The sequence below is a fragment of the Pseudomonas sp. FBF18 genome (assembly GCF_024261405.1).
In the GTDB taxonomy this organism is placed as follows: Bacteria; Pseudomonadota; Gammaproteobacteria; order Pseudomonadales; family Pseudomonadaceae; genus Aquipseudomonas; species Aquipseudomonas palmensis.
On sequence record NZ_QKRS01000001.1, the window covers coordinates 359,867 to 376,216 of the forward strand.

Annotated in this window: 10 protein-coding genes; 3 read left to right on the forward strand and 7 right to left on the reverse strand. The window is 65.6% G+C overall.

Annotated features, from left to right (window positions below; all coding sequences use genetic code 11):
• Positions 1–48: 48 nt before the first annotated feature.
• The 4 genes from lon to DN387_RS01745 all read right to left on the reverse strand — a co-directional run bounded on the left by lon (position 49) and on the right by DN387_RS01745 (position 8,717).
• On the reverse strand, positions 49–2,469 hold the full coding sequence (lon, locus tag DN387_RS01730; protein WP_043862009.1) for an endopeptidase La: 2,421 nt from the start codon (positions 2,467–2,469) through the stop codon (positions 49–51).
• A 197-nt stretch (positions 2,470–2,666) separates the two neighbouring features.
• Positions 2,667–5,075 (reverse strand): glucose/quinate/shikimate family membrane-bound PQQ-dependent dehydrogenase, encoded by a 2,409-nt coding sequence (locus tag DN387_RS01735; RefSeq protein ID WP_043862008.1) that lies wholly within the window; start codon positions 5,073–5,075, stop codon positions 2,667–2,669.
• A 46-nt stretch (positions 5,076–5,121) separates the two neighbouring features.
• The gene (locus DN387_RS01740; protein ID WP_054914764.1) at positions 5,122–6,474 is read right to left on the reverse strand and encodes a carbohydrate porin; all 1,353 of its coding nucleotides are present in this window, start codon (positions 6,472–6,474) and stop codon (positions 5,122–5,124) included.
• A 200-nt stretch (positions 6,475–6,674) separates the two neighbouring features.
• A complete protein-coding gene (locus DN387_RS01745; protein WP_054914763.1) occupies positions 6,675–8,717 on the reverse strand; it encodes a TonB-dependent receptor in 2,043 nt (680 codons plus the stop codon).
• Positions 8,718–8,914: 197 nt separating this feature from the next.
• Here DN387_RS01745 and DN387_RS01750 point away from each other — a divergent pair, with 197 nt between their 5' ends.
• On the forward strand, positions 8,915–9,136 hold the full coding sequence (locus DN387_RS01750) for a VF530 family DNA-binding protein (RefSeq protein ID WP_054914762.1): 222 nt from the start codon (positions 8,915–8,917) through the stop codon (positions 9,134–9,136).
• Between the two features lie 4 nt (positions 9,137–9,140).
• Positions 9,141–9,800 carry a Pr6Pr family membrane protein gene (locus DN387_RS01755; RefSeq protein ID WP_054914761.1) on the forward strand — a complete coding sequence of 220 codons (660 nt, stop codon included), beginning with the start codon at positions 9,141–9,143 and terminating at the stop codon, positions 9,798–9,800.
• 10 nt (positions 9,801–9,810) lie between these two features.
• On the opposite strand, the gene DN387_RS01760 is transcribed toward DN387_RS01755, so the two are convergent.
• From DN387_RS01760 to DN387_RS01770, 3 genes are all read right to left on the reverse strand, one after another.
• Positions 9,811–10,575, reverse strand: coding sequence for a siderophore-interacting protein (locus tag DN387_RS01760; RefSeq protein ID WP_054914760.1), 765 nt, complete (start codon positions 10,573–10,575; stop codon positions 9,811–9,813).
• Positions 10,572–11,144: a PadR family transcriptional regulator gene (locus tag DN387_RS01765; protein ID WP_054914759.1), complete on the reverse strand. Its 573-nt coding sequence runs from the start codon at positions 11,142–11,144 to the stop codon at positions 10,572–10,574. The genes DN387_RS01760 and DN387_RS01765 overlap by 4 nt, the downstream gene beginning before the upstream one ends.
• A gap of 166 nt (positions 11,145–11,310) precedes the next feature.
• A complete protein-coding gene (locus DN387_RS01770) occupies positions 11,311–14,457 on the reverse strand; it encodes a transglycosylase domain-containing protein (protein ID WP_054914758.1) in 3,147 nt (1,048 codons plus the stop codon).
• A gap of 439 nt (positions 14,458–14,896) precedes the next feature.
• Between DN387_RS01770 and DN387_RS01775 the strand changes: the two genes are divergently transcribed.
• Complete coding sequence (locus DN387_RS01775) at positions 14,897–16,321, forward strand: amino acid permease (protein WP_043862000.1); 1,425 nt, start codon at positions 14,897–14,899, stop codon at positions 16,319–16,321.
• Positions 16,322–16,350: the final 29 nt, after the last annotated feature.

Genomic DNA, 16,350 nt, shown 5'->3' on the forward strand with positions numbered 1-16,350 from the left:
TGCCCGCGCGGGCTGCCTGCAGCCCGCGCTGTTTCTGTTACCGCTGTTTCAGAACAGCACCTTGGCCACGTCGCTGAAGCGCCTGGCGAAATGCACCTGCAGGCCGGCCTTCAGGTAGCCGGGCAGTTCTTCGAAGTCGCCGCGGTTGGCCTCCGGCAGGATCAGCTCGTGGATCTTCTGCCGGCGCGCCGCAATCACCTTCTCGCGTACCCCGCCAATCGGCAGTACCTGCCCGGTCAGGGTCAGCTCGCCGGTCATGGCCACGCCTTTCTTCGGTGCCTGGTCGCGTGCCAGGGACAGCAGGGCGCTGGCCATGGTCACCCCGGCACTCGGGCCGTCCTTGGGCGTGGCCCCTTCGGGCACGTGCAGGTGAATGAACGACTCGTTGAAGTAGCCCACCTCACCACCGTACTGCTTGAGGTTGGCGCTGACGTAGCTGTAGGCGATCTCGGCGGATTCCTTCATCACCTCGCCCAGCTGGCCGGTGAGCTTGAAGCCGCGGTTGAGGGTGTGGATGCGAGTCGCCTCGATCGGCAGCGTGGCGCCGCCCATGCTGGTCCAGGCCAGGCCGGTGATCACGCCCTTGCCCGACAGCACCTGCTCGCTGCGAAACACCGGCATGCCGAGTGAAGCTTCGAGGTCCTTGGGGCCGATCTTTATCACTGCATCGGGTGTGTCGATCAACTGCACCACGGCCTTGCGCACCAGCTTGCCCAGTTGTTTTTCCAGCTGGCGCACCCCGGCTTCACGGGCATAGCCTTCGATAACCGTGCGCAATGCGCTGTCGCTGATACCCAGGCTGGCCTTGGCCACGCCGGCCTTGGCCAGTTGCTTGGGCCACAGGTGACGCTTGGCGATGGCGACCTTTTCCTCGGTGATGTAACCGGACAGGCGGATCACCTCCATGCGGTCGAGCAGCGGCCCGGGGATGGCATCGAGGGTGTTGGCGGTGCACACGAACAGCACCTTGGACAGGTCCAGGCGCAGGTCCAGGTAATGGTCGAGGAAGTCGACGTTCTGTTCCGGGTCCAGGGTTTCGAGCAGGGCCGAGGCCGGGTCGCCCTGGTAGCTCTGGCCCATCTTGTCGATCTCGTCGAGCATGATCACCGGGTTCATCACCTCGACGTCCTTGAGCGCCTGCACCAGCTTGCCCGGCTGGGCACCGATGTAGGTGCGCCGGTGGCCCTTGATCTCGGCCTCATCGCGCATGCCGCCGACGCTGAAGCGGTAGAATGGCCGCCCCAGGGACTCGGCGATGGACTTGCCGATGCTGGTCTTGCCCACGCCCGGCGGGCCCACCAGCAGCACGATCGAACCGCTGATCTCGCCCTTGTAGGCGCCCACGGCAAGGAACTCGATGATGCGATCCTTGATGTCATCCAGGCCGGCGTGGTGCTGGTCGAGCACCTTGCGTGCATGCCTGAGGTCGAGCTTGTCCTTGCCGTACACGCCCCAGGGCAGGGCGGTGGCCCATTCCAGGTAGTTGCGGGTGACGGCGTACTCGGGCGAGCCGGTCTCCAGGATCGACAGCTTGCCCATTTCTTCGTCGATGCGCTTTTGCGCCGCAGCGGGCAGGGTCTTGCCTGCCAGGCGCTGCTGGAACTGCTCCAGGTCGGCGCTGCGATCGTCCTTGGTCAGCCCCAGCTCCTGCTGGATGACCTTGAGCTGTTCCTTGAGGAAGAACTCGCGCTGGTGCTCGCCGATCTGGCGGTTCACCTCGGCAGAGATCTCGTTCTGCAGGCGTGCCACCTCGACTTCCTTGCGCAGCATCGGCAGCACCTTTTCCATGCGCTTGAGCATGGGCACGCAGTCGAGTACTTCCTGCAGCTGGTTGCCGGTGGCGGAGGTCAGGGCGGCGGCAAAGTCGGTGAGCGGCGAAGGGTCGTTGGGGCTGAAGCGGTTGAGGTAGTTCTTCAGCTCTTCGCTGTACAGCGGATTGAGCGGCAGCAGCTCCTTGATCGCGTTGATCAGGGCCATGCCGTAGGCCTTGACCTCGTCGGTCGGTTGGCTGGGCTGGTGCGGGTATTCGACTTCCACCAGGTAGGGCGGGCGGTGGTGCTTGAGCCAGGTGCGGATCCGCACGCGGGTCAGGCCCTGGGCGACGAACTGCAGCTTGCCGTTCTCGCGGCTGGCGTGGTGCACCTTGACCAGGGTGCCGTACAGCGGCAGGGCCGAGGTATCGAAGTGGCGATGGTCTTCGGGCGGGGTGTCCATGAAGAACAGCGCCAGGTTGTGGTGCGGGGTCTTGGCCACCAGGTCCAGGGTCTCGGCCCAGGGTTCTTCGTTGACGATCACCGGCAGTACCTGCGCGGGGAAGAACGGGCGGTTGTGGATCGGGATCACGTAGACCTTGTCCGGCAGTTGCTGGCCGGGGATGGCGAGGGTGCGACCGGTGTGGTCGGAGGCGTCGAGATGCTCGACTTCAGCGTCTTGGTCGGGATGTTCGGGGAGATCCTGCTGGTCGCTCATGGGGCACCTGCGTGAATGACTATGGTGCTTAGATGGGGCGGGAGGGGGGAGGTTTCAATGGGCGGACAGGTATGTGCAGTACCGGGCGGCCCCTTCAGCGACAAGGCCGGCGCCTGCCGGGCCATGCTGTCACATGGTCCTGCAGGCGCCGGCCTTGCCGGCGAAGGGCTGCACGGCAGCCCAGGTTCAGCGGTCGATCACTGCGCCAGTTTGTAGGCGATCACGTAATCGCCCATCTTGGTGCCCAGCGAACCGTGCCCGCCAGCCATCACCAGCACGTACTGCTGGCCATCCTTGCCGGTGTAGGTCATCGGCGTGGCCTGGCCGCCAGCCGGCAGGCGCGATTTCCACAGCTCCTTGCCGGTGTTCACGTCATACGCACGCAGGTACTGGTCCAGGGTGCCGCTCAAAAAGCCCAGGCCGCCAGCCGTCACCATCGAGCCGCCCATGCTCGGTACACCCACCGGCAGGCCGATCGGAATCGGCGAGCTGTCGCGGCTGGTGCCGTTCTTGTGCTTCCACACCACCTTGTTGGTGGTCAGGTCGATACCGGCCACATAGCCCCAGGCCGGGGCCTGGCACGGTACGCCCAGGGGCGACATGAACGGGTGCATGATCACCGCGTAAGGTGCGCCGGTGTTGGGCTGCACGCCACTGGTCTCGCTTTCGCGCTTGCTGCCCTCGGCCACTTCGGCACGCGGCACCATCTTCGACACGAAGGCCATGTAGTTGGGGCTGGTGAACAGCAGCTGACGCACGGGGTCGACCGACACGCCGCCCCAGTTGAACACGCCCACGTTGCCCGGGTAGATCAGGCTGCCCTGCTCCGACGGCGGGGTGTACTGGCCCTCGTAGCGCAGTTCGCGGAACTGGATACGGCACAGCATCTGATCGAACGGGCTGGCGCCCCACATGGCCGCCTCGGTCAGGTCCGGGCCCAGCAGGTTCAGGTCCGAGCGGGCCTGGGTCGGTGCGGTGTGGTCGCCCTTGACCGCGCCCTGGGGCGCCGGGATCTCGCGGATCGGCACGATGGCGCTGCCGTCACGACGGTCGAGCACGTACAGGCTGCCCTGCTTGGTCGGAGCGATCAGCGCAGGTTTGACGCCGTCGGCGGTCTTCAGGTCGAGCAGGGTCGGCTGGCTGCCGACGTCCATGTCCCACAGGTCGTGGTGGGTGAACTGGTAGTTCCAGCGTACCTTGCCGGTGGCCAGGTCCAGGGCAACGATGCCGGCACTGAACTTCTCGGCACCTGGGGTGCGGTCGGCGCCCCACTGGTCAGGGGTCTGGTTGCCCAGTGGCAGGTACACCATGCCCAGCTTCTCGTCGACGCTGGCCAGCGACCACATGTTGGCCGAGTTGCGGCTGTAGGTCTTGCCCGGTGCCAGCGGCGCGGTCTCGTCCGGGTTGTCGCTGTCCCAGTTCCAGACCAGACGACCGTCATGCACGTCGTAGGCACGGATCACGCCCGAGGGCTCGTTGGTGGACTCGTTGTCGGTGACGTGGCCACCGATGATCACCAGCTCGCGAGTGATCGCGGCAGGCGAGGTGGAGTAGTAGCCACCGGCGGTGAACGGGCCGATGCCCTGGGTCAGGTCGACCACGCCCTGGTTGCCGAAGCCTTCGCAGACCTTGCCGGTGTCGGCGTTGATCGCGATCAGGCGCGCATCGGCGGTGGGCAGGTACAGGCGACGCGGGCAGCTGCGCACCACGGCCTGGCCGGCTTCGGAGATTTTCGGCGCAGGGGCGCCGTCCATGTTCACGTAGTTGTTTTCGTCGTAGTACGACACGCCACGGCAGGTCATGTGGGCAAAGCCCTTGAAGCCCACCGGGCTCTTGATCTGCGGATCGAAGCGCCAGATCTCGGCACCGGTATCCGGGTCCAGGGCCAGCACCTTGCTGTGCGCGGTGCAGGCATACAGCTTGCCATTGACCTTGAGCGGGGTGTTCTCGTTGGTCAGCTCGACCGGGTCATCGCTGGTCGGCAGGTCGCCGGTGCGAATGCGCCAGGCCTCTTCGAGCTTGTGCACGTTGTTCGGGGTGATCTGACGCAGCGGCGAGTAGCGGTCACCGAATTCGGTGCGCCCGTAGGCCTGCCAGTCGCCATCGGGCATGGCCGGCGCGGTGCTGCTCAGCTCGGTGCTGTCACGGCCCAGCTCGCCCTTGATTTCACCCGGGAAGGTGAACTGGCTTGCCACTGCGGTGGCGCCCGACAGCACCACCGCCAGGCTCAGCAGCCCGGTGTTGAGCTTGCCGGGCTGGCCCAGCAGCGGGCGGCGTGCCCACGGCAGCAGCAACACCACGCCCAGGGCGAACCACAGCGACAGGCGCGGTACCAGTTGCCACCAGTCCAGGCCGACCTCCCACAATGCCCACAGGGTGCTACCCAGCAGCACCAGGCCGTACAGGCCCAGCGCGGTGCGGCGCAGTGCCAGCAGCAGCACGCCCGACAGGGCAAAGCCGATACCGGCGATCAGGTAATACAGCGAGCCGCCGAGCTGGCTCAGCTTGATACCGCCGGCCAGCAGCGCCAGCCCCATCAGCAACAGCAGCACGCCGAGCAGTCTCGGCAGCCAGCGGGTTCTACTCAAGGCACCATCAGTGCTCATCGTGTGTTCTCCATCAAGGTGAAAAGGTTCGAGCCGCAGGGCCCGTTCAGAAGCTGCTCTGGATCTTGAGGCCGCCGATCAGCGCGTCGTCCACGTGCCCGACCCCGCCCGGGTGGCGGATGTACTGCAGGTTCGGGCGCACGGTCAGCCACTGGGCCAGGTGGATGCCGTAATACAGCTCGGCGCTGTACTCGGTGTCCTGGACGGGCAGGAAGGCGGGGTTGTCGTAGTCGAAGAGGGCATTGGCGCGGTTGCGGGCCTCGGCGTTCCTGCGATAGGCCGGGTTGACGTGCACGCGAGCGAGGGCGAAGCCGATGTCGTCCTTGGCGCGGGCATCGAACAGCCCTTTGTAAACCACACCTGCCTGAACATAGTTGTCGATGGCATTGGTCTTCTTGTCGTGCAGCGTGGCATTGGCAAAAACGCTCAGGCCACGTGAGTGATCGCTGGCCAACGACGTCACCTGCTGCTGTGCCCCCAACCAGAACCCGTGCTTGCTCGAGCTGCTGCGATAGTCCTGGCCACTGAGGGCTGCCGGTTGGCCGTTGCCGTCCTTGTAAACATCTTGTGCCTTGGCACTACTGTAGTAGTAACCGGCGCGATATTCCCCTTTGAGGCCGTCGATGGCCGGCGTCCACACCAGTTCCACCGGCAGTACTGCGCCCTGGGTGCCGCTGCCGCTGAGCTTGAAGCCGTTCTGGCGCTCGAGGTTGGAGGGGTTCTGTTCGTAGGCACCGACCTGGGCGTAGAGTTCCGGCGTAAGGTGGTACTTGACGCGCAGTGCCCACTGGCTCACCGGCCAGTTGTACCAGATGCTGCCGGCCCAGTTGCCCACCTGCGAGCCGCAGAAGGCCAGGTTCTGGAAGTCGCAGGGGAAGCTGTTGAAGTCCTCGCCTTGGCCGAAGCGCCCGACCTTCACGTCGAGGTCGCCGTCCAGGTACGTCTGCTTGAACCACATCTGGGTCAGCCGCCAGGTCTGGCCACGGCCCCAGACTTCCTGGGCCGAGGTGAAGCCGCCCACCCGCGGATCGTTGATGCGATCGTTGCTGATGTTGTTGCCGTGGCGCTCGGTCACGGTCAACTGGAATTCGGCGCCCTGCCAGCCGAGGATCTTCTGCAGGTCCAGGTGGCTGCCCAGGCTGAACTGGTCGCTGTAGCGGGCGGTGTTGCTGTGGTCGTGGCCACCGTGCAGGTTGCTGCCCATCTCCCCGGTGTAGCCCAGAGTGAAGTCGTAGCCGCGCTCGGCCAGCGCCGAGCGTGTGCCGCCCCAGTCGCCGAGCATCCAGGGCGAGTCGCCGTCCAAGAGGGGGGCGGCCTGCAGGCTGCAGGCCAGCGTGCTGGCGGCCAGGCCTGCCAGCAAGGTCGCGGCGGCGGGGGGCAGATGATGGAACTGATGCATGAGATAGCGCTGTCTTTTGATTGTTGGAAAAACGGCAAATTGCCCGAGATGCAGGCATCGTCGAGGGCAAGGCAGTATCAGGAATAGGTGAAGCGGTTCAGCTTGAGGCGGGGAGGATATAGGCGAACGTGCCGGAAAAAAAGCCGGATCAGCAAGAGTGACCGTTGCCGGATGGGTAACAATCCGGCAACGGTGTGGGTTCAGAAGGTGGTTCGCAGGCCTACCTGGACGCTGCGACCCGGCGCTGGGGCGATGTCGCGCAGGATCGAACTGGCATAGCGTACGGTCTGGTCGGTGAGGTTTTCGCCGCGCACGAAGGCCAGCCATTCACTCTGGCCGATCTCGAAGCGATAGCCCACGCTGGCCCCCAGGGTGGTGTAGCCGTCGGTGCTGGTTTCATTGGCCGGCTTGCGATGCTGGCTGCTGGCATGCTGCACGTCGACCCGTGCCTGCCAGCGTTCAAGGTTCCAGGTCAGGCCGCTGTTCAGGCGCAGCGGGGCAATGCGTGGCAGGTCTTCGCCGGTATCCAGGTTCTTGGCGCGGGTGTAGTCGCCAGACAGTTCCAGGGCGAAGCTGCCGTAGGCGTTTTCCAGCAGTTGCCAGCGGTCCTGGGCTTCGATGCCGTAGAAGCGGGCGCGCACGCCGTGATAGAGGTATTCGGGCACGTCGCCATGCTCGTGATCATGGTCGTGATCGTCATCCCCGTGATCGTGATCATGCCCTTCGCGCAGGTTGCCGCTGGCCAGCAGGCCGATGTAGTTGCGGAAATGGCTGTAGAACACGCCCACGCTGCCCTTGTGCGTGCCGTTGTCGAAGCGCAGGGCCAGGTCGCTGGAGATCGCCTTCTCCTTCGAAAGCCCCGGGTCGCCCACCTCGTAGGTGCCGGTGGCGACGTGAGCGCCATTGGCATACAGCTCGTAGAAGGTCGGTGCACGTTCGGTGTAGCCCAGGCTGGCGGCCAGCGACCACACCGGGGTCAACTGGTACACCGCACCCGAGGACAGGCTGGCGGCGGTGAAGCTGCTGGCGCTGTCGGCCTGGGCGAAACGTTCGCTGCCCTGGCTGTCGGGGTCGACCCGGGTGTGCTCCAGGCGTGCGCCCAGGCTCAGGTCGAGGCGGTCGGTGGCCTTCCACTGTTCGAGCACGAACAGCGCCAGGCTGTCGGTATCGGTCTGCGGCACGAAGGCTTCTTCGCCCAGCGCCGAGAACTCGTTGCGGGTTACCTGGGCGCCGATCACGCCTTCCACCGGCCCCAGCGGCTGGTGCCGAGCCTCGACGCGGGCCTCGTAGCCCTTGTTCTTGAAGGTGGTATGCACCTCGCCGCCTTCCAGCTCCTGATGCTTGTAGTCGGTGTAGCCGGCGTCGAACTTGAGCGAGCTGAACGGGCCGTCGAGGTCGCGCAGTTCGGAGGCAAAGGCGTAGTGGTCCTGTTCCATGGCCAGACGCACGCCGGGCTCGGCCACCGAACCGTAGTTGGCATCGTAGCGGCTGTAGGACAGGCCCGCGTAACCGTGTTCCCAGTTGTACGAACCGCCGACGGCACCACCGTCCTGGCGCCCGTCGCTGTTTTCCAGGCGATGCTTGCCGCCGGGTTCGTCGGCATCGCGCACCTTCGAACTGCGGGCGTAGCCGGGGATGCGCAAATCGTTGAACTGGCGGCTGTTGGCGTCCAGGTGCAGGGCGAAGCGGCCATCGCCGGCTTCCAGCTTGCCCGCACTGCTGCGGGTGGTGTCGGCGCCCCCGTAGCGCAGCTCGCCGGCACCATGAATGCCTTGCACCGGCGCGTCGGGGATGCGGTTGTCGAAGGTGTTGACCACCCCGCCGATGGCATTGCCACCGTAGAGCAGGGCGGCCGGGCCGCGCACGATCTCGACGCGCTCGACGTTCACCGGGTCCAGTGGCACGGCGTGGTCGTACGACAGCGAAGAGGCATCCAGTGCACCCACGCCGTTGCGCAGGATACGGATCCGGTCGCCGTCCAGGCCGCGGATCACCGGGCGGCTGGCGCCCGGGCCGAACCAGGTGGAGGCGACGCCGGGCTGGGTGTTCAGGGTTTCGCCCAGGCTGCCCTTTTGCTGCAGGGTCAATGTGTCGCCTTCGAGCACGCTGCTGGGGGCTGCCAGCGGGGTGCCCAACGGGTTGGCGGTGATGACCTGGGGTTGCAGTTCAACCGCGTGGCTGGGCAGCGAGGCCAGCCACAGTGCGGCGGCAAGGGGGGAGAGGTGGAGCGGCAGGTGACGCATGGTGGGGTCCTTGGCAGTTATCGTTTTGGTTACAATATAACATTACCGTAAAACAATAAATGCCAAGGTGCTGTCCAGAGCCTTCGCGGTCACTAGAATCACCTCAGGTGCCCTTGATCGAGAAAGGCCGCACCAGGTGCTGACGCGCCGCCGCACCTGGGCTAAGGTGCGCACCTTCGTTTGGCTGGAGCACAGGCATGACTGCCGCTGACAACAACCCGCTGCATGGCGTGACACTGGAACAGATCCTCACCGCGCTGGTGGCGCACTACCAATGGGAAGGGCTGGCGCAGCGCATCGATATCCGCTGCTTCAAGAGTGACCCGAGCATCAAGTCGAGCCTGACCTTCCTGCGCAAGACGTCCTGGGCGCGGGAGAAGGTCGAGCGCCTGTACCTGAAGCTGCAACGCGGTCGCTGAGCCGATGCCGGTGGCTGACCGTCGCATGGGCATCGGCCTGCTGGCGGGCCTTGGCTGGGCGGCGCTGACCATCCAGCTGTATCTGGTGCTGCTGGCGCGCTGGCAGGATCAGGCCAGCCTGCTGGGCGGGTTGGTGAATCTGTTCGGTTATTTCACGGTATTGAGCAATACCCTGGTGGCCACGGTGTTGACCCAGGCGGCCTTTGGCCGTGAATCGGCGGCGCGGCGCTGGTGGCTGTCGCCCTGGGTGAGTTCTGGGGTGGCGGTGAGCATCGTGTTCGTGGCGCTGGCCTACAGCCTGTTGCTGCGTCACCTGTGGCAACCGCAGGGCTGGCAGTGGCTGGCCGATGAGCTGCTGCACGACGTGATGCCGGCGGCCTATGCGCTGTACTGGTGGTGGTGCGTGCCCAAGGGGCAGTTGCGTTTCACCCACCTGCTGGGCTGGCTGGTATACCCGCTGGGGTACTTTGCGTATGTGCTGGCGCGCGGTCACGGTATCGGTTTCTATCCGTACCCGTTCGTCGATGTGGCGAGCCTGGGCTATGCGCAGGTGCTGCTCAATGCGCTGGCCATGCTGGGGGGCTTCATTCTGGTCGGCGTGCTGCTGATTCTCCTCGACCGCTGGCAGGGCAGGCGCCTGGCACGGGCCCAGGCGCAACCCTGAAGGTCGACGCTTATTCCTCGTCGTTGGGGTCCAGTCGCCAGTAGGCGGCCGCCTTGAGGTACGCCTCGTTCACGCCTTTCTCTTCCAGCAGCAGGCTCTTGGCCTTGCGCGTCAGCGCCTTTTCCAGGGCAACCCAGGCGTACAGCGTGCCCGACGGCAGGCTCAGGTCGCGCAACACCTGCAGCACGTCCTGCTGGTGGCGCCGTACCCAGATCACCTCGACCTGCGCCGCGCTGGGCAGTGGCTGGCGTTCCTGGTCGTCCTCGATTTCGATCACCGCCAGCACCTTGCGTCCGGCTGGCAACTCTTCGAGCCGGCGGCCGATGGCCGGGATGGCGGTTTCATCGCCCACCAGCAGGTAGCTGTCGAAGATGTCCGGTACCACCAGCGAGGCGCGTGGCCCGGCGATATGCAGGTAATGGCCGGGTTCGGCCTGGGCCGCCCAGGTGGAGGCGGGGCCGTCGCCGTGCAGCACGAAGTCCAGGTCCAGCTCGCCGGCGGCCAGGTCGATGCGCCGCGGGGTGTACTCGCGCATGGTCGGTCGCACGTCGGTGGCGGCGGGGTTGTCCAGGGCCACCTGTTCTTCGGGGGAGCAGGCGAACATGAGTTTGACGTGGTCGTCGCTGCCGACGCTGAGAAAGCCCTGCAGCTCGGCGCCGCCGAGGGTGATGCGGCGCATGCGCGGGGTCAGCTCGGTCACGCGCAGTACCTCGAGGCGGCGGCGCTTGATCTCGTGGTTGACGCGATGGATCGAAAGGTTGGGGCTGTCCGTCATTCGGAAGTCTCCTGGGTGGGGGTTGCCGGGCCGGCAACGATGGCTTTTGCGGTGTCGTTGAGCAGGGTGCGTACCCGCTCGATCTCTGCGGGGTTCCAGCGCCCGGCGTGGATCTGCAAGGCATGGCGCAGGTTGTGTACGGCTTCGTGGATTTCCGGCGGACGGTCGTGCACGCGCATCGAGCGCTTGCTCACCTCGATGCGCGTGCGCACGCCGTCCAGGGCGATGGCCTGGTCGACCAGCGACTGGCGCCCGGCGTCGGTGACGCTGTAGAGCTTCTTGCTGCCGTGGACTTCGCCGCTGATCAGCTCGCTCTCTTCGAGAAAGGTCAGGGTCGGGTAGATCACGCCGGGGCTGGGGCTGTAGCCGCCGTCGAACTCGGCCTCGATCTGGCGGATCAGGTCGTAGCCGTGCCCGGGCTTTTCCGAAAGCATGGCCAGCAGCAGCAACTTGAGATCGCCGGGGGCGAACACGCGGGGGCCACGGTCGCCGCGTTCACGGCCGTGCCGGCGCTCGAAGCCGTCATGGCGCTCGCCGCTGTCGCGGTGGGGTGGGTGATGGTCACGCATGGACTGTCTCCTGTCTGCGTTGCGATGTATCTAAAGATATTACTCAAGATATATCTTAACGCAAGACATGGAGATGATTATTTTTCGCATTTAGCGCTGATCTGTTTCGCCGGCAAGGCCGGCTCCTGCACGCAAGCGTGTGGTTGCTGCAGGCGGGCGAATGGCGTCAGGGCTTCGAAAGGTCTTGCGTTGCCACCAGCGGCGGCGTGCACAACGTGTTGCCCCCCGGCTGCAGGTATGGCAGCAGTATCGGCGCCATGCCCTTGAGCACCTGCACCGGCAACGCCGAGGTGAACTTGAATGCCTCGGCTGCGCGCCCCGGCACGAACGCCGTCAAGGTGCCGAAATGGTTGTCGCCCAGAAAGAACACGAACGTCGCGGTGCGGTTCAACGAACGCGAACCGATCAGCCGCCCGCCAGCACCGAAGCTCTCGATGCGGTTGTCCCCGGTGCCGGTCTTGCCGCCCATGGTCAGCAGGGTGCCGTCGGGCAACTTGAAACTCCCCGACACCCGTCGTGCCGTACCGGCGTCCACCACCTGCGACATGGCCCCGCGCAGGGCCCGCGCCACTTCCACCGACAGCACCCGCTGGCCCCGGTCCGGGTCACCGGCCAGGCGCAGTTCATAGGGCGTGTCGGCGGCGAAGTGCAGGGTGTCGATACGCAGCACCGGCAGGCGCACGCCGTCGTTCTGGATGATGCCCACCAGCTCGGCCAGCGCCGCCGGGCGGTCGCCCGAGCTGCCGATGGCGGTGGCCAGCGATGGCACCAGGTGATCGAACGGGTAGCCCACGCGCTTCCAGCGCTGGTGAATGTCGAGGAACGCCTCGATCTCGACCATGGTACGGATACGGCTGTCACGGGCGCCCTTGTGCCGGCTCTTGAACAGCCAGCTGTAGACTTCCTGGCGTTCGAAATGGCTGGCCAGCACCGCGTCCTGAAAGCTTGCGGTGGGGTTCTTCAGCAGGTAGCCCAGCAGCCACAGGTCCAGCGGGTGCACCCGGGCGATGTAGCCCTGGTCGGGCAGGTCGTAGGTGCCCGGGCCGTAGGCGGCATACAGGCCTTCCAGACGCTGGTCGGTCAGTTGGTCCTTTTTCAGCGGTGGCCGCTTGGCCGCCCCTGGCTCGGCCTTCATGTGCGCGCGCACGAAGGCGTTGAAGGTGGCCTGGTCGGCCTCGGGGAACAGGTAGCGGTGCACGGCGGCCAGGCGGATCGGCGTGACCCGCAGGCTGTCGAGAAAGGTGTCCAGGCGTTCCTGGGAGGTCTTGCGCTGGTACTTCTTCCAGAACCGGCGCATGAAGTCGGTGCCCTCGCGGTCGGCGAAGCGTGCCAGGTACTCCTGGCGCCGCGGCTCGGCATCGTCCTTGAGCAACTTGCCGCTGTTGCCCGGTGCCGAATAGGTGCTGTAGCGCACCAGGTCGCGCATCAGGCGAATGAAGGGCAGGTTGATCGACTCGCGCAGGGCATCCTTGAGGGTCGGCATGCGGCCGTTGTCCTCGCGGCGAAAGTTGTTGAACACATGCATGCCGCCGCCGGTGAAAAAGGCTTCGCCGGGGCTGGCCGAATACTTGCGCTCCAGCGCCGCGTCGAGCATCGCGGTGATGTTGCGGTCCTTGTTGCGGGCCAGGTAATCCAGGGCCCAGCGGCTGATGAAGTCGGTGTCGGCCACCTCCACCTTGCTCAACTGGGCCGGGGTCATGTCGACGTACTTGTCGTGCAGCTCGGCGATGATTTCCAGGTACTGGGTCAGCACCCGCAACTTGGCGGTGGAGCCCAGCTCAAGCTTGCTGCCCTCGTTGATGTCGAACGGCTGGTCGGTGCTGTCGGTCTGTACCCGTACCCGCGAGCCGTCGGCGGTGCGTTCCAGCAGGGTGAAGCTGTAGCGCACCTGGGTGGTGCTGGTGGGGGTGAGCAGGCGTTCGCCAATCAGCCCCATCTGCGCCGCAAAGGCCGGATCGGCGAGGCTCTTGAGGTACTCGCTGACCTGCCCCTGCAGGTCGGCCTGCAAAGTGCTGGTGGCCGACAGGTCGAGGCGGTCCAGGTCGTACAGCGGGCGCCCCAGCGCCGACGACAAGCGGCTGCGAGCCACGCTGATGCCCTTGTTGGTGACGATGGGCACGATGGTCGGCTGCGCCACCCAGTCGCGAAACACCACCTTGCTTGCCAGCGCGGCATCGGCCAGCGGGCGGTCGATGATGTTGTTGGCGGCCAGCAGGCGCACGTGGCTGTCGGTGAGGGTGGCCAGTTCGTTGCGACCCTTGGACAGAAAGTGCGACGGGCGGCGCTGGGCAATCATCAGCGACAGCACCTGGCGCAGCGCCAGGCCACGCGCGGCCAGGCTGGCCGGGTCGCTGTCGGCACTGGCCAGGGTCTTGTTGACCTCGGCAAAGTCGGCGCCGTACCACACCCGCAGGCCCTCGGCCATGCCGTGCACTTCGCCGTGGCCGGGCACCGCCGACAGCGGCACGCTGTTGAGGTAGTCGCGCACGATGCGCTGGCGTGCGCCCAGGGTCTGCGGCCCGTCCTGGTAGGCGCGCACGCTGGCCGAAATCATCTGGCGCAGTTTCTCGCTGCCCGACACCGTGAGGCCATCGGGGGAGTGGCGGTATTTTTCCAGCTGCGTGGCCAGCGTGCTGCCGCCGGCCGACTGGCCGGGCAGGGCCAGGTGCTTGGCGACCTGACTGTAGGCGGCCATGGCGAAGCGCGGCCAGTCCACCGCCGGGTTGCTGCGCGGATCGGCGTGGTCGAGCAGGTCGCGGTTCTCGATGAACAGCAGGCTGTGCACGATCACCGGCGGGATCGAGGCGAAATCCGGGTACAGGTGCTGCGGGTAATGGAACTGGTACAGCGCGTCGCCCTTGCAGTCGGTGATCGACAGGCCGGCCTGGATCTTCTCGGCATAGGGCACGAAGAACCCGTGCTGCACATAGTTCATCAGCGCCGGCGAAAAACGCGCCTGCTCGACGATCACGTAATCGCGCTTGAACAGCCGCGGCAGAAACTCGCCCAGCGCGCTGTAGCCCAGGCGCTTGTCGAACGGGCCTTCGCCCGGGTAGATGACGGCATCGCTGGGGCCCTTGTGCATCGAATAGCTCAGGGTGGCGGCGAACTGGCTGAACTCGCGCGCCTGCAGGCGCGAGGTGTGCATTTCACGGGCGATCGCCAGGCCCAGCAGTACCAGGGCCCCCAGCACCAGCAGGCCGAACAGCCACCAGCCATAGCGCCGGCGGGGACGTTTGGGCAATGCGGGAGTATCCGGTTGTTCTGCGGCAGCCTGCGTCTTGTCTGGTTCCGTTTGCCACTGTGCGCCCATAGTGTTCAGCCCGGCTGCGTATGTTCGTCTCGCTTGCCTGAAGCTTAGACGCTGGTCGCAATTGATGAAAAATTTGTGGGTTGCCAGCGGCAGGTTCGCCAATCACGGCGCGAACATGCGCCTTTGGTGCAAGGTTGTGTTGCCCCGTTTTGGTGCTATGTTAGCCGCCCGGTTGACACCCGCACGACCAAGCGCGGGAAATGCCACTCCGAATAAGCGGTAATTGCCGAGAGTTCTCGCCAAATATCGGGGTTTATATAGTGAAAAGCCCTGTAGCGGCCTTCCTATACTGCTCGCCCCTTTCGCTCGGCCGGTGCTCCGCGCCCCGGTCGACGTGCTTGCCCACAAGGTGAGCCCGGCGCGGCGAAACAGCAGCCTATCGGCGCTGTACAGCCTGCACGAAGGGTTATATCCAATAACAAAATGAGGTTGTATTCCTATGCCAGTCGGCAACCACCCTTCTCATGGTGAGACCGCCCAGGGCGGCCCACTCAAGCGGGAACTCGGCGAACGTCACATTCGCCTGATGGCGCTGGGCGCCTGTATCGGTGTCGGGCTGTTCCTCGGTTCGGCCAAGGCCATCGAAATGGCCGGGCCGGCGATCATGCTGTCCTACATCATCGGCGGCCTGGCGATCCTGGTGATCATGCGCGCGCTGGGCGAGATGGCCGTGCACAACCCGGTGGCCGGGTCCTTCAGCCGCTACGCACAAGACTACCTGGGCCCGCTGGCGGGCTTTCTGACCGGCTGGAACTACTGGTTCCTGTGGCTGGTGACCTGTGTCGCCGAGATCACCGCGGTGGCCATCTACATGGGCATCTGGTTCCCGGACGTACCGCGCTGGATCTGGGCGCTGGCGGCGCTGGGTAGCATGGGCGCGATCAACCTGGTGGCGGTGAAGGCCTTCGGCGAGTTCGAGTTCTGGTTCGCCCTGATCAAGATCGTGACCATCATCGCCATGGTGCTGGGCGGCATCGGCGTGATCGCCTTCGGCTTCGGCAACGACGGTGTGGCGCTGGGCATCTCCAACCTGTGGAGTCACGGCGGCTTCATGCCCAACGGCGTGACCGGCGTGCTGATGTCGCTGCAGATGGTGATGTTCGCCTACCTGGGCGTGGAGATGATCGGCCTTACCGCCGGTGAAGCGCGCAACCCGCAAAAGACCATCCCGCAGGCCATCGGCTCGGTGTTCTGGCGCATCCTGCTGTTCTACGTCGGCGCGCTGTTCGTGATCCTGTCGCTGTACCCGTGGAACGAGATCGGCAGCCAGGGCAGCCCGTTCGTGATGACCTTCGAGCGCCTGGGCATCAAGACCGCAGCCGGCATCATCAACTTCGTGGTGATCACCGCGGCGCTGTCGTCGTGCAACGGCGGTATCTTCAGTACCGGGCGCATGCTCTACAGCCTGGCGCAGAACGGCCAGGCCCCGGCCAGCTTTGCGCGCACCTCGCGCAACGGCGTGCCGCGCAATGCACTGCTGCTGTCGATCGGCGCGCTGCTGCTGGGCGTGCTGGCCAACTACCTGGTACCTGAAAAGGTCTTCGTGTGGGTGACCTCGATCGCTACCTTCGGCGCGATCTGGACCTGGGTGATGATCCTGCTGGCGCAACTGCGCTTTCGCGCCGGGCTGAGCCAGGCCGAACGGGCCGCGCTCAAGTACCGCATGTGGCTGTGGCCGCTGAGTTCCTACCTGGCCCTGGCGTTCCTGATCCTGGTGGTCGGCCTGATGGCCTACTTCGAGGAAACCCGCGTGGCGCTGTTCATCGGCCCGGCGTTCCTGGTAATGCTGACGGTGCTGTACCACGTGTTCAAGCTGGCGCCCAAGGGCGACAGTGAAGCAGTGGCGGCATCCAGCGCATCCTGATGTACACAACCCCGGCCCAGGCCGGGGTT

Excerpts from the sequence above, each read along its gene's own strand:
- lon (WP_043862009.1), bottom strand. The coding sequence starts at position 2,469 with ATGAGCGACCAGCAGGATCTCCCCGAACATCCCGACCAAGACGCTGAA.
- DN387_RS01735 (WP_043862008.1), bottom strand. The coding sequence starts at position 5,075 with ATGAGCACTGATGGTGCCTTGAGTAGAACCCGCTGGCTGCCGAGACTG.
- DN387_RS01740 (WP_054914764.1), bottom strand. The coding sequence starts at position 6,474 with ATGCATCAGTTCCATCATCTGCCCCCCGCCGCCGCGACCTTGCTGGCA.
- DN387_RS01745 (WP_054914763.1), bottom strand. The coding sequence starts at position 8,717 with ATGCGTCACCTGCCGCTCCACCTCTCCCCCCTTGCCGCCGCACTGTGG.
- DN387_RS01750 (WP_054914762.1), top strand. The coding sequence starts at position 8,915 with ATGACTGCCGCTGACAACAACCCGCTGCATGGCGTGACACTGGAACAG.
- DN387_RS01755 (WP_054914761.1), top strand. The coding sequence starts at position 9,141 with ATGCCGGTGGCTGACCGTCGCATGGGCATCGGCCTGCTGGCGGGCCTT.
- DN387_RS01760 (WP_054914760.1), bottom strand. The coding sequence starts at position 10,575 with ATGACGGACAGCCCCAACCTTTCGATCCATCGCGTCAACCACGAGATC.
- DN387_RS01765 (WP_054914759.1), bottom strand. The coding sequence starts at position 11,144 with ATGCGTGACCATCACCCACCCCACCGCGACAGCGGCGAGCGCCATGAC.
- DN387_RS01770 (WP_054914758.1), bottom strand. The coding sequence starts at position 14,457 with ATGGGCGCACAGTGGCAAACGGAACCAGACAAGACGCAGGCTGCCGCA.
- DN387_RS01775 (WP_043862000.1), top strand. The coding sequence starts at position 14,897 with ATGCCAGTCGGCAACCACCCTTCTCATGGTGAGACCGCCCAGGGCGGC.